Annotated in this window: 14 protein-coding genes; 4 read left to right on the top strand and 10 right to left on the bottom strand. The window is 61.6% G+C overall.

The window, feature by feature from the left end:
- Positions 1-8 precede the first annotated feature (8 nt).
- The gene (lysM, locus tag BLV20_RS28575) at positions 9-449 is read right to left on the bottom strand and encodes a peptidoglycan-binding protein LysM (RefSeq protein WP_092305719.1); all 441 of its coding nucleotides are present in this window, start codon (positions 447-449) and stop codon (positions 9-11) included.
- A gap of 139 nt (positions 450-588) precedes the next feature.
- Between lysM and BLV20_RS28580 the strand changes: the two genes are divergently transcribed.
- From BLV20_RS28580 to BLV20_RS28595, 4 genes are all read left to right on the top strand, one after another.
- Entirely contained in the window at positions 589-1,476 is an 888-nt protein-coding gene (locus BLV20_RS28580; RefSeq protein ID WP_092305720.1) for a LysR family transcriptional regulator, read from the top strand.
- A 94-nt stretch (positions 1,477-1,570) separates the two neighbouring features.
- Positions 1,571-2,410 carry a formate dehydrogenase accessory sulfurtransferase FdhD gene (gene fdhD, locus BLV20_RS28585; protein ID WP_092305721.1) on the top strand — a complete coding sequence of 280 codons (840 nt, stop codon included), beginning with the start codon at positions 1,571-1,573 and terminating at the stop codon, positions 2,408-2,410.
- A complete protein-coding gene (locus BLV20_RS28590) occupies positions 2,407-4,755 on the top strand; it encodes an FdhF/YdeP family oxidoreductase (RefSeq protein WP_092305722.1) in 2,349 nt (782 codons plus the stop codon). Before fdhD ends, BLV20_RS28590 begins: the two co-directional genes overlap by 4 nt.
- A 346-nt stretch (positions 4,756-5,101) precedes the next feature.
- Positions 5,102-5,584 (top strand): glycine zipper domain-containing protein, encoded by a 483-nt coding sequence (locus BLV20_RS28595; RefSeq protein WP_092305723.1) that lies wholly within the window; start codon positions 5,102-5,104, stop codon positions 5,582-5,584.
- Positions 5,585-5,714: 130 nt separating this feature from the next.
- On the opposite strand, the gene BLV20_RS28600 is transcribed toward BLV20_RS28595, so the two are convergent.
- The 9 genes from BLV20_RS28600 to BLV20_RS28640 all read right to left on the bottom strand — a co-directional run bounded on the left by BLV20_RS28600 (position 5,715) and on the right by BLV20_RS28640 (position 14,574).
- The gene (locus BLV20_RS28600) at positions 5,715-6,146 is read right to left on the bottom strand and encodes an acyl-CoA thioesterase (protein WP_092305724.1); all 432 of its coding nucleotides are present in this window, start codon (positions 6,144-6,146) and stop codon (positions 5,715-5,717) included.
- A gap of 48 nt (positions 6,147-6,194) precedes the next feature.
- Positions 6,195-7,424 carry a 3-hydroxyacyl-CoA dehydrogenase gene (locus BLV20_RS28605; protein WP_092305725.1) on the bottom strand — a complete coding sequence of 410 codons (1,230 nt, stop codon included), beginning with the start codon at positions 7,422-7,424 and terminating at the stop codon, positions 6,195-6,197.
- Positions 7,425-7,548: 124 nt separating this feature from the next.
- On the bottom strand, positions 7,549-9,483 hold the full coding sequence (locus tag BLV20_RS28610; RefSeq protein ID WP_092305726.1) for a RecQ family ATP-dependent DNA helicase: 1,935 nt from the start codon (positions 9,481-9,483) through the stop codon (positions 7,549-7,551).
- 201 nt (positions 9,484-9,684) lie between these two features.
- The gene (locus BLV20_RS28615; protein WP_092305727.1) at positions 9,685-10,809 is read right to left on the bottom strand and encodes a polysaccharide deacetylase family protein; all 1,125 of its coding nucleotides are present in this window, start codon (positions 10,807-10,809) and stop codon (positions 9,685-9,687) included.
- A 69-nt stretch (positions 10,810-10,878) separates the two neighbouring features.
- The gene (locus BLV20_RS28620; RefSeq protein ID WP_092305728.1) at positions 10,879-12,054 is read right to left on the bottom strand and encodes a tetratricopeptide repeat protein; all 1,176 of its coding nucleotides are present in this window, start codon (positions 12,052-12,054) and stop codon (positions 10,879-10,881) included.
- A 319-nt stretch (positions 12,055-12,373) separates the two neighbouring features.
- Entirely contained in the window at positions 12,374-12,601 is a 228-nt protein-coding gene (locus BLV20_RS28625; RefSeq protein ID WP_092305729.1) for a hypothetical protein, read from the bottom strand.
- Between the two features lie 76 nt (positions 12,602-12,677).
- Positions 12,678-12,932: a colicin E3-like toxin immunity protein gene (locus BLV20_RS28630; protein ID WP_092305730.1), complete on the bottom strand. Its 255-nt coding sequence runs from the start codon at positions 12,930-12,932 to the stop codon at positions 12,678-12,680.
- A 47-nt stretch (positions 12,933-12,979) separates the two neighbouring features.
- Positions 12,980-13,237, bottom strand: a complete 258-nt coding sequence (locus BLV20_RS28635) for a bacteriocin immunity protein (RefSeq protein WP_092305731.1) — start codon at positions 13,235-13,237, stop codon at positions 12,980-12,982.
- Positions 13,234-14,574: an S-type pyocin domain-containing protein gene (locus tag BLV20_RS28640; RefSeq protein ID WP_092305778.1), complete on the bottom strand. Its 1,341-nt coding sequence runs from the start codon at positions 14,572-14,574 to the stop codon at positions 13,234-13,236. The genes BLV20_RS28635 and BLV20_RS28640 overlap by 4 nt, the downstream gene beginning before the upstream one ends.
- Positions 14,575-14,647 lie beyond the last annotated feature (73 nt).

Here is a 14,647-nt window from a genome sequence, read left to right on the forward strand (position 1 = left end):
TTACGCAATCATTCTGGAATGCGCAGTACCTGGCCCGGGTAGATCTTGTCCGGGTGCGACAGCATTGGCTTGTTGGCCTCGAAAATCTTGTTGTACTTGTTGGCGTCGCCGTACTCGGCCTTGGAGATGGCGCTGAGGGTGTCGCCTTTTTTCACGGTGACGAAACGCGCGGCAGCCGCTACAGGGCCGGTGACGGTGATCTGGTCGTCGACGCTGCCGACGCCGGCAATGTTGCCCACGGCCAGCAGAATCTTTTCCTTCTCTTCCTGACTGGCCACTTCGCCGGTCACGATGACCTTGTCGCCTTCCACCGTCGCCTTGATATTGGGGTTACCCAAACCGACCTTGGCGATGTGGTCCTTCAGCTGTTCGCTCGCATTGGCGTTACCCGGCGTCAACAAATCGATAAGCTTTTCGCCTGCTTCTTTCACAAAGCTAAAAATACTCATGGTGCACACTCCTTGGGTTTTATGGGTCCAGTCGCGAAAGACTAGACCAGCCTTGCGAGACGAGGTTCAAAATCGACCGCTGACCCCCACGCCCGGCAAGCACGCTAGAATTGCCCACCCCCGACGCCCTGGAGCGAAGATGGACATCAAGCAGCTGAAATTCCTCATCGCCCTCGACGAAACCCGCCATTTCGGCCAGGCCGCGGCGCGCTGTCACATCACCCAACCGACCCTGTCCATGCGCTTGCGCAGCCTCGAGGAAGAACTCGAGCTGCCGCTGGTCAACCGCGGCCAGCGTTTCGAAGGCTTCACCGCCCCGGGAGAGCGGGTGCTGGCCTGGGCCCGCAGCGTGCTGGCCGCCTATGACGGATTGCAGGCCGAGGCTGCGGCCTGCCGCGGCAGCCTGGTCGGGACCCTGCGCCTGGGGGTGGTGCCGCTGTCGAGCTTCGACCCGCTGCCGCTGATGCAGCGCCTGCACCAGGCGCACCCGAACCTGCGTTTTGAGCTGTCGGCGCTGAGTTCGGAGCAGATCCTCGAACAACTGGCGAGCAACCGCCTGGATCTGGGGGTTTCCTACCTGGAACGCCTGGACGGCGAGCGCTTCGAATCCCTGGCCCTTGGCGAAACCCGCATGGGCCTGCTCTACGACCAACGCTTTTTCAGCTTCGGCGAACAACCGCTGAGCTGGGAGGCGTTGATCGAACTGCCGCTGGGCATGCTGACCAGCGGCATGCATTTCCGTCAGTCCATCGACCACAACTTCCACAGCCGCGGCCTGACTCCGCAACCGCTGTTGCAAACCGACGCCGTGCATCAGCTGCTGCACGCCGTACATGGCGGCCTGTGCTGCGCGATCATGCCGTTGCACGGCGGCCTGGAGGCCCTCGCCGAAGACCTGCGCCTGCAACCCATAGAAAACGCCAGCACCCTGGCCCAGCTGGGCCTGATCATGCGCCGCGGCGCACCGCGCTCGGCCCTGGCCGAGGCCTGTTTTGCCTTGCAGCAGAAATCGCCAGGCGATTCTTGATCGACGCCATCTATCGGCACATCAGTACTAGCAATTAGACGCGACACTTTGACGCGCTTAGTCTTAGGGCTGGATGTTCTGCCGGTGATGCCCCATGAAAACCCAGCGCCCGGCTTGCGCGACGCCAGCCCCGAAAACGCCCGCGCCCGCCGCCAGTCAAAACTACCGCTACAGCAACCTCGACCACACGGAATCGGCCAGCACCGCGCTTGCCGAGGAAGTCGCGCTGGCGATCGCCTATAACGGCATCAGCCAGGCGGTGATGCTGGTGACCCCCAGCGACCTGGAAGACTTCATCGTCGGCTTCAGCCTCGGCAGCGGCATCATCGATGACGCATCGGACATCTATGACCTGCAACTGAGCGGCAGCGGTTCGGCCCAGTACGCCCAGGTGCAGATTTCCAGCCGCGCCTTCTGGAACCTCAAGCAGCAACGCCGGCAGCTGGCCGGCACCAGCGGTTGCGGCCTGTGCGGCGTGGAAGCCGTGGAACAGGCCCTGCCCGACCTCAAGGTGCTGCCCGGCGCGCCCTTGCCGCCCATCCAATGGCTCGATGGCCTGCGCCAGCGCATCGGCGCCTTCCAGCCGCTGGGCCAGCACTGCGGCGCGGTACATGCCGCGGTGTTCATGAATGCCCGGGGCGAGTTGCTGCTGGGCCGTGAAGATATCGGCCGGCACAACGCCCTGGACAAGCTGATCGGCGCGTTGGTCCGCCAGAACATACCCACCGCCGGCGGCGTGGCCATTGTCACCAGCCGCTGCAGCCTGGAGCTGATCCAGAAAGTCCTGCGGGCCGGCATCCAGACCCTGGTCAGCCTCTCGGCCCCCACCGGCCTGGCCCTGCAATGGGCGCGCCGGCACAACCTCAATCTCATCCACCTGCCGCAAAAAAGTGCGCCGCGGGTCTACAGCCCTGCGATGGAGAATCAAGCGTGAGTGCTCATCATCAAGCCGACCAGACACCTACCCCACGCTACAAGCCCTACAAGGGCCCGGCCGGCGGCTGGGGCGCGCTCATCAGCGTCGCCCAGGCCTGGCTGACCAGCGACAACGCGTTGAAAAACATCCGCATGATGCTCAAGACCAACCAGAACGGCGGTTTCGACTGCCCGGGCTGCGCCTGGGGCGACTCGCCGGAAAGCGGCATGGTCAAGTTCTGCGAGAACGGCGCCAAGGCGGTGAACTGGGAAGCCACCAAGCGCCGCGTGGACGGTAAGTTCTTCGCCAAGCACAGCGTCAGTTCGTTGCTGGAGCAGAGCGACTACTGGCTCGAATACCAGGGCCGCCTGACCGAGCCCCTGAGCTACGACGCCGAGACCGATCGCTACAAGCCCATCAGCTGGGATGCCGCCTTCGCCCTGATCGGCAAGCACTTGCAAGCGCTGCCAAGCCCGGACATGGCCGAGTTCTATACCTCGGGCCGGGCCAGCAACGAAGCCGCCTATCTTTATCAGCTGTTCGTGCGCGCCTACGGCACCAACAACTTCCCCGACTGCTCGAACATGTGCCACGAGGCCAGCGGCGTGGCCCTGGCGCAAAGCGTCGGGGTCGGCAAAGGCACCGTGACCTTCGACGACTTCGAGCATGCCGATGCGATTTTCGTCTGGGGCCAGAACCCCGGCACCAACCACCCACGGATGCTCGAGCCGCTGCGTGAAGCGGTGAAACGCGGGGCCCAGGTGGTGTGCATCAACCCGCTGAAAGAACGCGGCCTGGAGCGTTTCCAGCATCCGCAGCACCCGATCGAAATGCTCACCAACGGCAACAAGCCGACCAATACCGCCTATTTCCGCCCGGCCCTGGGCGGCGATATGGCCCTGCTGCGCGGCATGGCCAAGTTCCTCTTGCAATGGGAACGCGACGCGCAGAAGAGCGGCGCCCCGGCCGTGTTCGATCATGACTTCCTCAACGAACACACGGCCGCCGTGCTGGACTACCTGGGCGTCATCGACGACACCCCATGGGAGGACATTGTCGAGCAGTCCGGCCTGACCCTGGTGGAGATCGAGCAGGCGGCGCGCATGTACGCCAAGGGCAAGAACGTGATCATGTGCTGGGCCATGGGCATCACCCAGCATCGCCACTCGGTGCCGACCATCCAGGAAATCGCCAACCTGATGCTGTTGCGCGGCAACATCGGCCGTCCGGGCGCCGGCCTGTGCCCGGTGCGCGGCCACAGTAACGTGCAGGGCGACCGCACCATGGGCATCAACGAACGGCCGGCGGCGGCCTTCCTCGACACCCTGGAGCGGCGCTTCCAGTTCAAGGTGCCACGCGAGAATGGCCACAACGTGGTCGAGGCGATCCACGCCATGCTCGAAGGCCGCTCGAAAGTCTTCATCGGCCTGGGCGGCAACTTCGCCCAGGCCACTCCGGACAGCCCACGGACCTTCCAGGCCCTGCGCAACTGCGACCTGACCGTGCAGATCAGCACCAAGCTCAACCGCAGCCACCTGGCCCACGGCAAGGAAGCGCTGATCCTGCCGTGCCTGGGGCGCACCGACATCGACCTGCAGAGCAAAGGCGCGCAAGCGGTGACGGTGGAAGACTCCTTCAGCATGGTCCACGCCTCCAACGGCCAGTTGCAGCCGCTGTCGCAGCAGATGCGTTCGGAGCCGTGGATCCTCGCGGGCATCGCCGCTGCCACCCTGGGCAGCCATCCGGTGGACTGGAACTGGCTGGTGGCCGATTACGGCCGCATCCGCGACCTGATCGCCGACACCATTCCAGGCTTCAAAGACTTCAACGAACGGCTGAAAAACCCTGGCGGCTTCTACCTTGGCAACTCGGCCGGCGTCCGGCGCTGGAACACCCCGTCGGGCCGCGCCAACTTCCGCTCGAACCTGCTGCCCAAGGACCTGGTGCATGAGCGCACCCGCGCCACCGGGCAATTGCCGGACCTGATCATGCAGTCGATGCGCTCCCACGATCAGTACAACACCACCATCTATGGCCTGGACGATCGCTATCGCGGCGTGAAGGGCCAGCGCGACGTGCTGTTCGTCAACGAAGCCGACATCATCCGCCTGGGCTTCAAGCCGGGGCAGAAAGCCGACATCGTTTCGTTGTGGGATGACGGGCGCGAACGTCGGGTCAAGGGGTTCACCCTGCTGGCCTTCGATATTCCTGCGGGCCAGGCGGCGGCCTACTACCCGGAGGTGAACCCGCTGGTGCCGCTGGAAAGCACCGGGGACGGCAGCCATACCCCGACCTCGAAATTCATTGCGATCCGCCTGGAAGCGGCCAGCGACAGCGGCCTGATCATGGCCCGCTCGGCCTGATCGGCGAAGTCGCGGGCCCTGGAGCTGCTGCCGCAGGCTGCGATAAGGCGCGCAGCGCCTTCCATGGCCCTCAAGAGCAACGCCTCCTACGGAGCCGATCGCAGCCTGCGGCAGCGGCTACAGTCAGGAGGTTCCAGCGAAAGCGAAATCGCAGGCACAAAAAAGGCCGCTTTCATACAAAAGCGGCCTCTTCCAAGTAGCTACAGACTCGCCGAAAGCGGATAAGTTCCGTACTAAAAACAATAAGTTAGAAGATTGTGTACAACTCGTGCTATTCGTCGGATTTCGATTGTAAGCGCCTCAACACAGCCTCAGGATCGCGCCGTCATCCCTTTGAGGCTCCTCTATGAAGTTCTCCTCGATTCTCTTGTTGTCCCTTGGCCTGGTCAGCGGCATTGCCTCTGCCGGTGGCACCACTGAAGCAGGTGTGGGCGGCGCATTGGGCGGGGTTCTAGGCTCGGTCGTCGGTCAGTCGATTGGTGGCAACACCGGTTCGACCATCGGTGCTGCATTGGGCGGCGCAGGCGGTAGCGCCGTGGGTGCCGACCGTCGCAGCCGTGGCGAAGCCGCAATCGGCGGGGCACTGGGTGCAGCGGGCGGTAACGTGGTCGGTCGCAGCGTAGGCGGCACCACCGGCAGCCTGATCGGTGCGGCAGCGGGCGGCGGCGCCGGCGGCGCACTGGGCAACTACATGGGTAACGACAGCGATCGAGATGATCATCGCTACCGCGATTACGATCGCGATGACCGCCGCTACTACCGCGACGGCCATCCAGGTCGTGGCCATGCCTACGGCCATCGCAAGCACAAACGTCACTGGCGCGACTAAGACCTGAAACGGTCGCAACCCGCTGACAAAAAAACCGACCGCAGCCTGACGGCGGCTCCTGCCAGACAAGGTTCATCACCCCCGGGATGAACCTTCCAGGAGCTGCGAAGGCTGCGGTCTTTTTTGTGCCTTACATCAGCAAACGTTCCAACGCTGCGCGCAACCCGGCAGGAATCCCTACCGGTTGATTCGACGCCCGATCGACGAACACATGCACGAAACGCCCCGCCGCGCAGGCATCGATTTCCCCCACCTTGAACACCGCCAGCTCGTACTGCACCGAACTGTTGCCCAGCTTGCCGACACGCAGGCCGATCTCGATGCGCTCGGGAAAGGCGATCGAGGCAAAGTAATCGCAGGCTGAACTCACCACGAACCCCACCACCTCGCCGCCATGGATATCCAGGCCGCCCTCTTCGATCAGGTAGGTATTCACGGCCGTGTCGAAGAAGCTGTAGTAGGTGACGTTATTCACATGACCGTAGACATCGTTGTCATGCCAGCGCGTGATGATTGGCTGGAAGTGGCGGTAATCGGTGCGTTGCGGCATGCGGTCGGTCATTGGCGGGTACTCGAAGAGAAAGGGTGGTCGATCAGGCAGTCGGCTATTTCAACCGATGGCCCGATGATCGGCAAACCCTTTACCCGCTGAAACCAGTTCGTCAATCAACCGCGCCGGCCGCCAGTGCGCACCCGACTCGGCTTGCAGTTGCAGCAACCGCTGCCGAATCGACGCCAGCCCCTGCCCGTCCGCCCAGCTCATCGGCCCGCCCTTGTCCGCCGGGAAGCCATAACCGTTGAGGTACACCCGGTCGATGTCCTGTGCCGAGCCGGCGATGCCTTCCTCCAGGATCTTCGCGCCTTCGTTGACCAGCGCCAGCAGGCAGCGCTCGAGGATTTCCTCGGGGCCGATATCGCGACGGCGATAGCCCAGGCCTTCGCTGACTTCCTGGACCAGGGCATCGACCTGCACATCGTGTTCGGCCTGGCGACTGCCAGGTTCGTAGTGGTAATAACCGTTGCCACTTTTCTGGCCGAAACGACCCGCTTCGCACAGTCGATTATCGACCTGCACTTCGTGCGCCTCCTGGCCCTTGCCGGCCAGTTGCCGGGCGCGCCACTCCAGGTCGATGCCGACCACGTCGTACATACGGAACGGGCCCATGGCAAAACCAAACCCCTGCAATGCGGCATCCACCTGATAAGGGAAAGCCCCTTCCAGCAACATCTTGCGCGCCTCCAGCACATAGGTGCGCAACATGCGGTTGCCGATAAACCCAGGGCAATTGCCGGACACCACACTGACCTTGCCCATGCGCTCACCCAGCGCCAGGGCGGCCTCGAGCACCGGCGGGGCCGTCGCGGCACCCCGCACGATTTCCAGCAGTTTCATGATGTGGGCGGGGCTGAAGAAATGCAGGCCCAACACCTGTTGCGGACGCCGGGTGACCGCGGCGATGGCATCGATATCCAGCGCCGAGGTGTTACTGGCGAGGATCGCTTGTGGCTGGAGCAGGCCATCGAGCTGGCGAAAGATTTGCTGCTTCAGCTCAAGATTTTCGTAGACCGCCTCGATCACCAGGTCCACATCGCGGATCGCCGGGTAGTCCGCGACGCTTATCCGGGCCCGGCGTGCGTCGGCCTCTGCCTGATCGATCCGGCCCTGACGCACATTGTGTGCATAAGTCTCGGTCACCGCCGCCAACGCCTGCTCGAGCATCTGCGGGTTGTTGTCCACCCACCGCACCGCTATCCCGGCATTGGCCAGGCACATCACAATTCCGCGGCCCATGGTTCCGGCACCGATCACCGCGGCGCGCTGAATGTCGATCTGGCTCATATTGGCTCTCTTATTGATGGCTCGCAGACGTAAACCACCTTAATCAGGCCCAGGGTATTTTTGAAATTTATTCCTGTGATGAGCGGCATTCAGCGGATGGATCGGGCCAGCCATCGTGGCCGCATCACTGCTGGAGGTGATGCTCGGCCCAATCGCGCACCTCGGCGTAGGGGTAATCCTCGAGCACCGCGAAACCCGGGATCGATCGCGCCTTGAGCTTGGTGAACAGCGGCACGCTGATTCCGCAGAGGAAACGCGTCAAGCGTTCCGCCGCCGGCGGCATACCGCTGTGTTGCCGATGCCTGTGGATAAATTCACCGCACAGCGCCTCGAAATTTTTATCCACAAGGGCCGGCAAGGCTGGCGGCTCCGGCAGGCGGGCCACCTGACCGTGACACACCGAACAATGCCCGCATTGCCGCGGTGCCTGGTCGTCGCCGAAGTACTGCGCCAGACGGTGCCCCAGGCACTGCTCGGTGGCGAACAGCTCGAGCATCGCGTGGATCCGCGCGATCTCGCTGCTTTCGTGCTGTTTGAAGTAGGCATGCAGTTGCTGGCTCAGGGTCGCGGCATCGAAGCCCGTCTCCAGCAGGTTGTAGACCTCGGTCATCTGCTTGCTTTCCAGCTCGACCCAGCCCTTTTCCTGGAAGTAGTCCAAAGCCTTCACCACCCGGCCACGCTCAGCCTGATGCTGCTGATAAAGCGCGTCGAAATTCACCGTGGCCCAGGTCCGGGCACGGCTGGAGGTTTCGATGATCGCCGCCACGAACTGCCGGCGCTCCCCTTCGAAACGCTCCAGCAGCACCTGTGGCTCCTCGAGGAATTTGAAGCGGTATTCGGCGAAGTAGGCGTAACGCGGCGCGATTAGGCCACGCAGTTCCAGCTGCACCAGCAAGGTCTTGAGCGGCAGTTGGCGAATGTTGCTCTGGTCCGCCAGCGGGCCCAGCAAGAACTCCCATTGCCCGTCAGGCGCCGCGCCCTGCAGTTCGTCCAGGACACAGCGAATGCCGTCCAGCTCCGGTGTATCGCCGTAGACGAAGTTTTCCAGCACGTTGAGGCTGTCGCGATTGGCCAGCACCAGGCAGTCGGAAGGCTGGCCATCGCGCCCGGCGCGGCCGATTTCCTGGCTGTAGTTCTCGATGGATTTGGGCAGGTCGAAATGCACCACGTTGCGGATGTCGCTCTTGTCGATACCCATGCCGAAGGCAATGGTGGCGACGATGCAGTTGGACTGGCCAGCCATGAAGTGGCGCTGGATGGCCTCGCGTTGTTCATGGGGCAGCCCGGCGTGGTAGGCCTCGGCCTGGATGCCGTTGCGACCCAGATGCTCGGCGATGTGCTCGGCGGTTTTTTGCAAGGTGACGTAGACGATGCTTGGCTGCCCGGGACGCTCACTCAGCCACTGCACCAGGCGCCGGCGCTTGTCCTGGCCGCGCACCGGCTCCACCAGCAGGTTGAGGTTGGGCCGGTAGAAACCGGTGGTCACCACGTCCTGCTCGGCGATAGCGAATTTCGCCTGCATATCGGCAATTACCTTGGGCGTGGCGGTAGCGGTCAGCAGCAGCGCCTGGGGAATATTGAACTGGCGCTGGTAGTCCGGCAGCTTGAGGTAGTCGGGGCGAAAGTTGTGGCCCCATTCGGAGATGCAGTGCGCCTCGTCCACCACCAACAGGGAAATCCGCACCTGCTGCAGGAAGTTGCGAAAACGCTCGTTCTTCAGGCGCTCCACCGAGATCATCAGGATCTTCAGTTCGCCGGAACGGGCTCGCGCCATGACCTGGTTGGCGTCGTCGCGGCTCTGTGCGGAATCGATGCTCGCCGCGGCGATGCCATGGCGCTGCAGGAATGCCAGTTGGTCCTGCATCAGCGCCAGCAACGGCGAGACCACCAAAGTCAGGTGCGGTAGCAGCAAGGCCGGCAGCTGATAGCACAGCGACTTACCGGAACCCGTGGGAAAAATCGCCGCCGCCGAGCGCCCGGCCAGCACCGCGCTGACCGCCGCCTCCTGGCCGGGACGAAACTGTGGATAACCGAAGACCTGTTCGAGGGTGTCGTGCATGAGCTGTCACTCCTTTGACCGCTGACGTGCCTTGAAGCCTGGCACAGGGGGCGGGGAAAGGTCGGGGAAGAAAGGATACGGGATGATACAGGGGGATGAAGAGCCGCGTATGCAGAGGGATACGCGGTGTTTTGCAGGGTGTATCGCGAGCCGGCTCGCCTCTGTAGAGGACGACCCGGCTCGCGATGGCGGTTCAGGACCTCAACGCAGGGTGCGGCAATCCACCCACTTAACCCCGTTGCCCCTGTTTGCGGCGATCAACGCCGGCACTGCGGCAGGCGCCTTGTTGTGAATGTCGTGGAACAAAATGATCCCCCGGCGCCACAACAGCATCAGCGTCTGCACCCGCTGGCTCGCCGCGCTGGCACTGATGGCCTTGCTCCAGTCCTGGGAGTCGATGCCCCAGAGCATGACCTTGATGCCCTGGGCCTTGAAGAAGGCCGCGCTGTCGCTTTGGCGCTGCCCATAAGGCGGACGGAACAGCGGCTGGTAGTCATCCGGCAACGTGCCGCGCACCAGGGTCGCGGAGCGAGTGATGGACTGCTGCCATTCGCTCCAGGCGCTGTGGGACTTGTGCACCCAGCCGTGCAGGGCCACACATTGGCCGCTGTACAACTCGCGCATTTGCGCCGGCGACGACTTGCGCAGCCGCGCCTGGAACGGCTCGCCCAGCACGAAGAACAGGCCATGCAGGTCGTTGGCCCGCAGTAGCTCGGCCAGCGTGTCGGTGTGGCCGCCCACGGCCGTCGGACCGTCGTCGAAGGTCAGCAGGAACTGCCGGTCCGCCAGCTCGTCGCCCGTCAGCTCAGCGTTGTCGAAACGTTCGATCTCACTGCTGATCTTCGGGAACAGCGCGGCCAGACGCAGCTGTTCGTTCAGATACTGCTCATGGAACTGTCGGCTTGCCTGGGCCCAGGCGTCATAGGCCGGGCTGATCGTTCCGGTAAAGCCCTGGGCCAGTTGCCGCAAGTCATCCAGGTTACGCACCGGAGGGCAGAAAACGGCACCTTCACAGTCCTGGCTGGCGCTGTGGTAGCTGCTGAGCAGGCGAATCCAGAAGCGCTCGCGCACTTGCTCGACCGAATGATGGTCCAGCGTCTTGACGCCCAGGCGCTGCTTGAGGCTGGCATCGTCCAGCGCCTCGCTGGCCAGCAGGGCCTTGCCGAACATGAGGATTTCCGCGCGCGAGGCGGTATCGAAACCTGCCGCGGTAGCCAGCGAACCTGGCCAGCTACTGCGGTCGATAGTGGCGAACACCATCGGGCCGGCAGCCTGGGCCACGGCAGTCCACAGGGACAACATCAATGCAACAACCAGAACCCGCATAACAACCTCCATGAATGCATAACGCGCCGTGGGACGGCGCGTTATGGGGGTCAGATCAACACCCGTGAATCAGCGGTTTTGCACACGCTCGATGGCTTTGTCGTACACCGGGTTGGCCTTCTGCTGCTTGGCCAACTGATAGTGACGCAGGGCATCGGCGAACTGGCCGGCCGCTTCGTAGATCCGCGCGATGTTGTAGTAGGAACTGGCGCGCACGGTGGCCGCCGAGCTGCCGCTGGCCAGGGCGATGGCCTTGCGGTTGGCCCAGATCGACTCGGCGGTGTTGCCGGCTTTCTGATAGGCCAGGCCGAGGTTGCTGTAAGCCTGGCCATAGCCGTTGTTGAGCTCGATGGCCTGGCGGTAGAAGTCGATGGCTTGTTGCAGGTTGCCGGCGTGGTAAGCCTCTTCACCCTTGCGGTTGAGGGTTTTCGCATCAGCTTGCGCGCTGCTGCTGACGGCGACAGCGGCCACTTCCACTTTGTCGTCGAGCAGCGGCGACACTTCGTTCAGCACGTCCTGCGCGTCGACGGTCACGCCGCTGAGGGTGTTGATGTCCTGGAAGTCGCCATTGCCGGTCATGCGGAACACGGTCCACAGGTTACCGCTGCGGTTCGTCGGCACATAGTAAGTGCGCACCAGCGACTGGCCCATGTACACGAACACCTTGGCCTGGCTGGCAGAGAGCTGGCGGGACGTCGGGAGGCTCTGGTTGCTGAAGTCATGCACCGCGTACACATAGCTTTCGCCGTAGTGTTTCTTTTCCAGGGTGATGGTTTCCGGGCCGTAGCCGTCGACATCGTCGACGTCCAGGTGGGCGTCATCGCCTTGCTGGTTGCGGTAGTAGATGTTGTTGCCCGGGAAGATCATGTGCGAGTCGAGATCGCTGGGGTTCGCGCCCCAGGTCAGCACCACGCGCAGACCGTCGAGGTTCTGCATCACCGGGCTGATGGCATAGGTCATGCCGCTGCACGGGCACTTGACCACCAGGTTGGAATAGCCGGGTTTCTTGATGATCAGCAGGTTGCTGGGGTCATCGGCGAAGTCGGTGGTCAGGGTCACCTGGCCTTGCGCATTGGTGCGACCGACCGCGCTCTGGGCGCCGTTGCGCTGCACCAGCACCTCGGCGTCGGCGATCTTCTGGTCCTTGACCACCGCACTCAGCACCTCGACCGGCAACTGCTGCGCGGTCACCGAGAATGCCAGTGCCCACAACGAAAAAATCGAAGTCACGCGAAACAATCGCATACCTAATTCCCTTTAAGTGTATGAAGTCGGCACCCAGAGGTACCCGGCAGATTTCGCGCGCACGATACACAGATTTTTCGGGGTTTGCTTGCGAATCCATCACAAAAGCTCGCGTCTGCGGGAATCCCTGAAACTACCTAAGGGTGGTAAATGGAAGATGAAGCGCTCCAGAGGAAAAACCTTATGTCTGTGCTGTTCAGTTGCACTGACTTGACATCAGTTCCATCTATGCAGAAACGCTGCAGTTGAGGATGTATTTAAGCGAATCAATGCACCCATTCTTGGTGCAATCATCCGATACTGCCCCACCAATATCGGTTCAACCTGACGAGGCTAGATAAAGGTCAAAACCTCTAGGTAAATCAACAAAACACAACCGCTCAACTTCAAGGACCTGGCTCGCCGTGAGCCGAAATTCGACACCAATACATTCACTGTCATTGGTCCAATTCATCACGGGGCTCAGATCGGCGCTCGATAAGCTCACGCTTAGCTCAAAAGCCAATTTATCCTCGCCAGGGTGAAAGCCCATTATGGAAAAGATCATCAGGCACTCTCGCTCCTTTCTCCATGACTACGAACGTAGAACAAGGGCTACATAAGCGCCGCCCTAGCCTTGATGATTACCACTGATCCCGATAATCAAAAGACACTTGGTAGTCATACGCCGATAAATCAATGGCATGGGAAAAATAGTGCTGGAGTACTGAAACCCAAGCGCCCTCCACATCAAACCCACCGTTATTCACATTGTTTTCTACCGGTAACCCAAGAGCGCTGAGAAGCGACGCATCATCACCGAAGTCTTCTGAATATTCCTGCCCTTCGCCTAAATCAGTTTTCTTGTCGTACCAGTCCAATCTGACTTTCAGTCCCATTGCGTGTCCTCCCTGTCACTCGCTCGGGAAGAGCATGATCGAGAATGTCAGCTGTTTTTGAAGCCAGACAATCCATTCGCTGCGCGCCATTCTTTCAACGTCTTTGTAATACCCTCGGCTGAATCATCGGCCCCCTCCTCTGGGTAAAAAATCAGATCAGAGCCCGCTGGATGCCCGCATATCATATTGAAGTGATAGACCAATTTGTTTTCTACATCCTCACTCTCATCATTCCCAATAATGCGCTGGAGCAATTCAATAAACTCCTGTTCCGAGTAATCCGAAAGGCTATTTTTCAGCATCATTTTCTATCCTGCTTGTGGATTTCTATGTGTCGTTTCGGTGTCATCACCCCAAGATTCTCAATATCGTAGACCTCACCACCATGTTTTATGTAGTCAATGTGATGTAGCTCATATCGAGAGTTTTCTCCGTAGTGTTCAGACCTGGGAGCAAATGGCGCCCTGCCTTTTAACAGCTTGCCTTGGTTGCTTCCATTGAACTGACCAAGCAGCTCGGTATCACGCCCCACAGCAGTCCAAAATGCCTCTCTGAAGTCGTCGAATCTATTGAATTTCCGTCCTCGTAATTGATCTGCAATCCGAGATGGAATCGGTACTCCCGCCCCCTCACCAGCACCCGCAAGCCAGGAGCCAGAAACATCCTTACCTTGACCAGTGACAATGCCTGGCTCGTACCGGGCGTTGATCACGATGTAGAGCGGCTGAACTCCAGAACCAGGCGGAAACACCAGAATGAAATCCCGATACTCCGGCGGATAAATCGGACTCACGATGATCCGTTCCGCCGCTTCGGTCGGCGGGAAAATCCAGATCGGTGGTGTCTGTGGCGCCGCTTCCAGCGGTGGTATCCCTGTGGTGCTCGAGGGGTCCACTGCCGGGGTCCAGATAAGGGTGATGCCATCGCCCAGATCGGCCACTTGCTGCTCGCCACGGGCCTCAAATTCAGCGACAGGAATCATTTCCCACTCGCGGCGTCCCTGAGTGTTGAAGCCGTAGCCCTTGAGGCGGCCGTCGGCCTGCTGTTCAACCCGCAGGCGCAGACGGGTGCGAGCCTGTTTGAGGTTGCGTAGCTGCTCTTCGCTGTACAGCGCGCCATCGCCCAGGCTCGAGGGAGCGAGCAAAGCCACCAGTCCCAGCAACGCACCAGCCGCCACGCCCGAGGAGATAAGGCCCAGACCGTTGCCGGCGGTACCAGCACTCACGGAGACACCACCCAGAGCCAAGGCGCCGAGATTGGCCGGCAACGTGCCGCTGATGCGCTTGAGGGGCACGCGCCCATCCGCCTCCACTTCGCGACCGCCCAGCAGCGTCAGTGCGCCGTAATTCGCCACTGCATCGGTCGGAATAAAGCCTGTCGGGGTGACGTAGTCGATGACGGCGTCCGGCAGCTTGCAAGACTTGGTGAATACACAACCGACAGGGGCAGGTTGCGGCTCCATCCGGGTGGTCGGTAGCCGGTCTTCATAAGCCTGCTGGCGAGCGAGCATCTGCTCATAACGAAACTGTGCCTCGTCACGCTCGGCCAGCTCGCTTGCGGTCATGTTGCGCAGGCGGCGATAACCGCCGCCGTCAGCGTCGTGGAGCTGCCATACCTGGGGCACGTCCTTGTTGCGGGCCATAGTCCTTTGCTCGGTCGCCTGGAAAACCCCGGTCTTCAACCGGGATCTCACGGTAACCAGTGCGAGGGGGGCC

The sequence above is a fragment of the Pseudomonas sp. NFIX28 genome, from assembly GCF_900107395.1.
Classification (GTDB): Bacteria; Pseudomonadota; Gammaproteobacteria; order Pseudomonadales; family Pseudomonadaceae; genus Aquipseudomonas.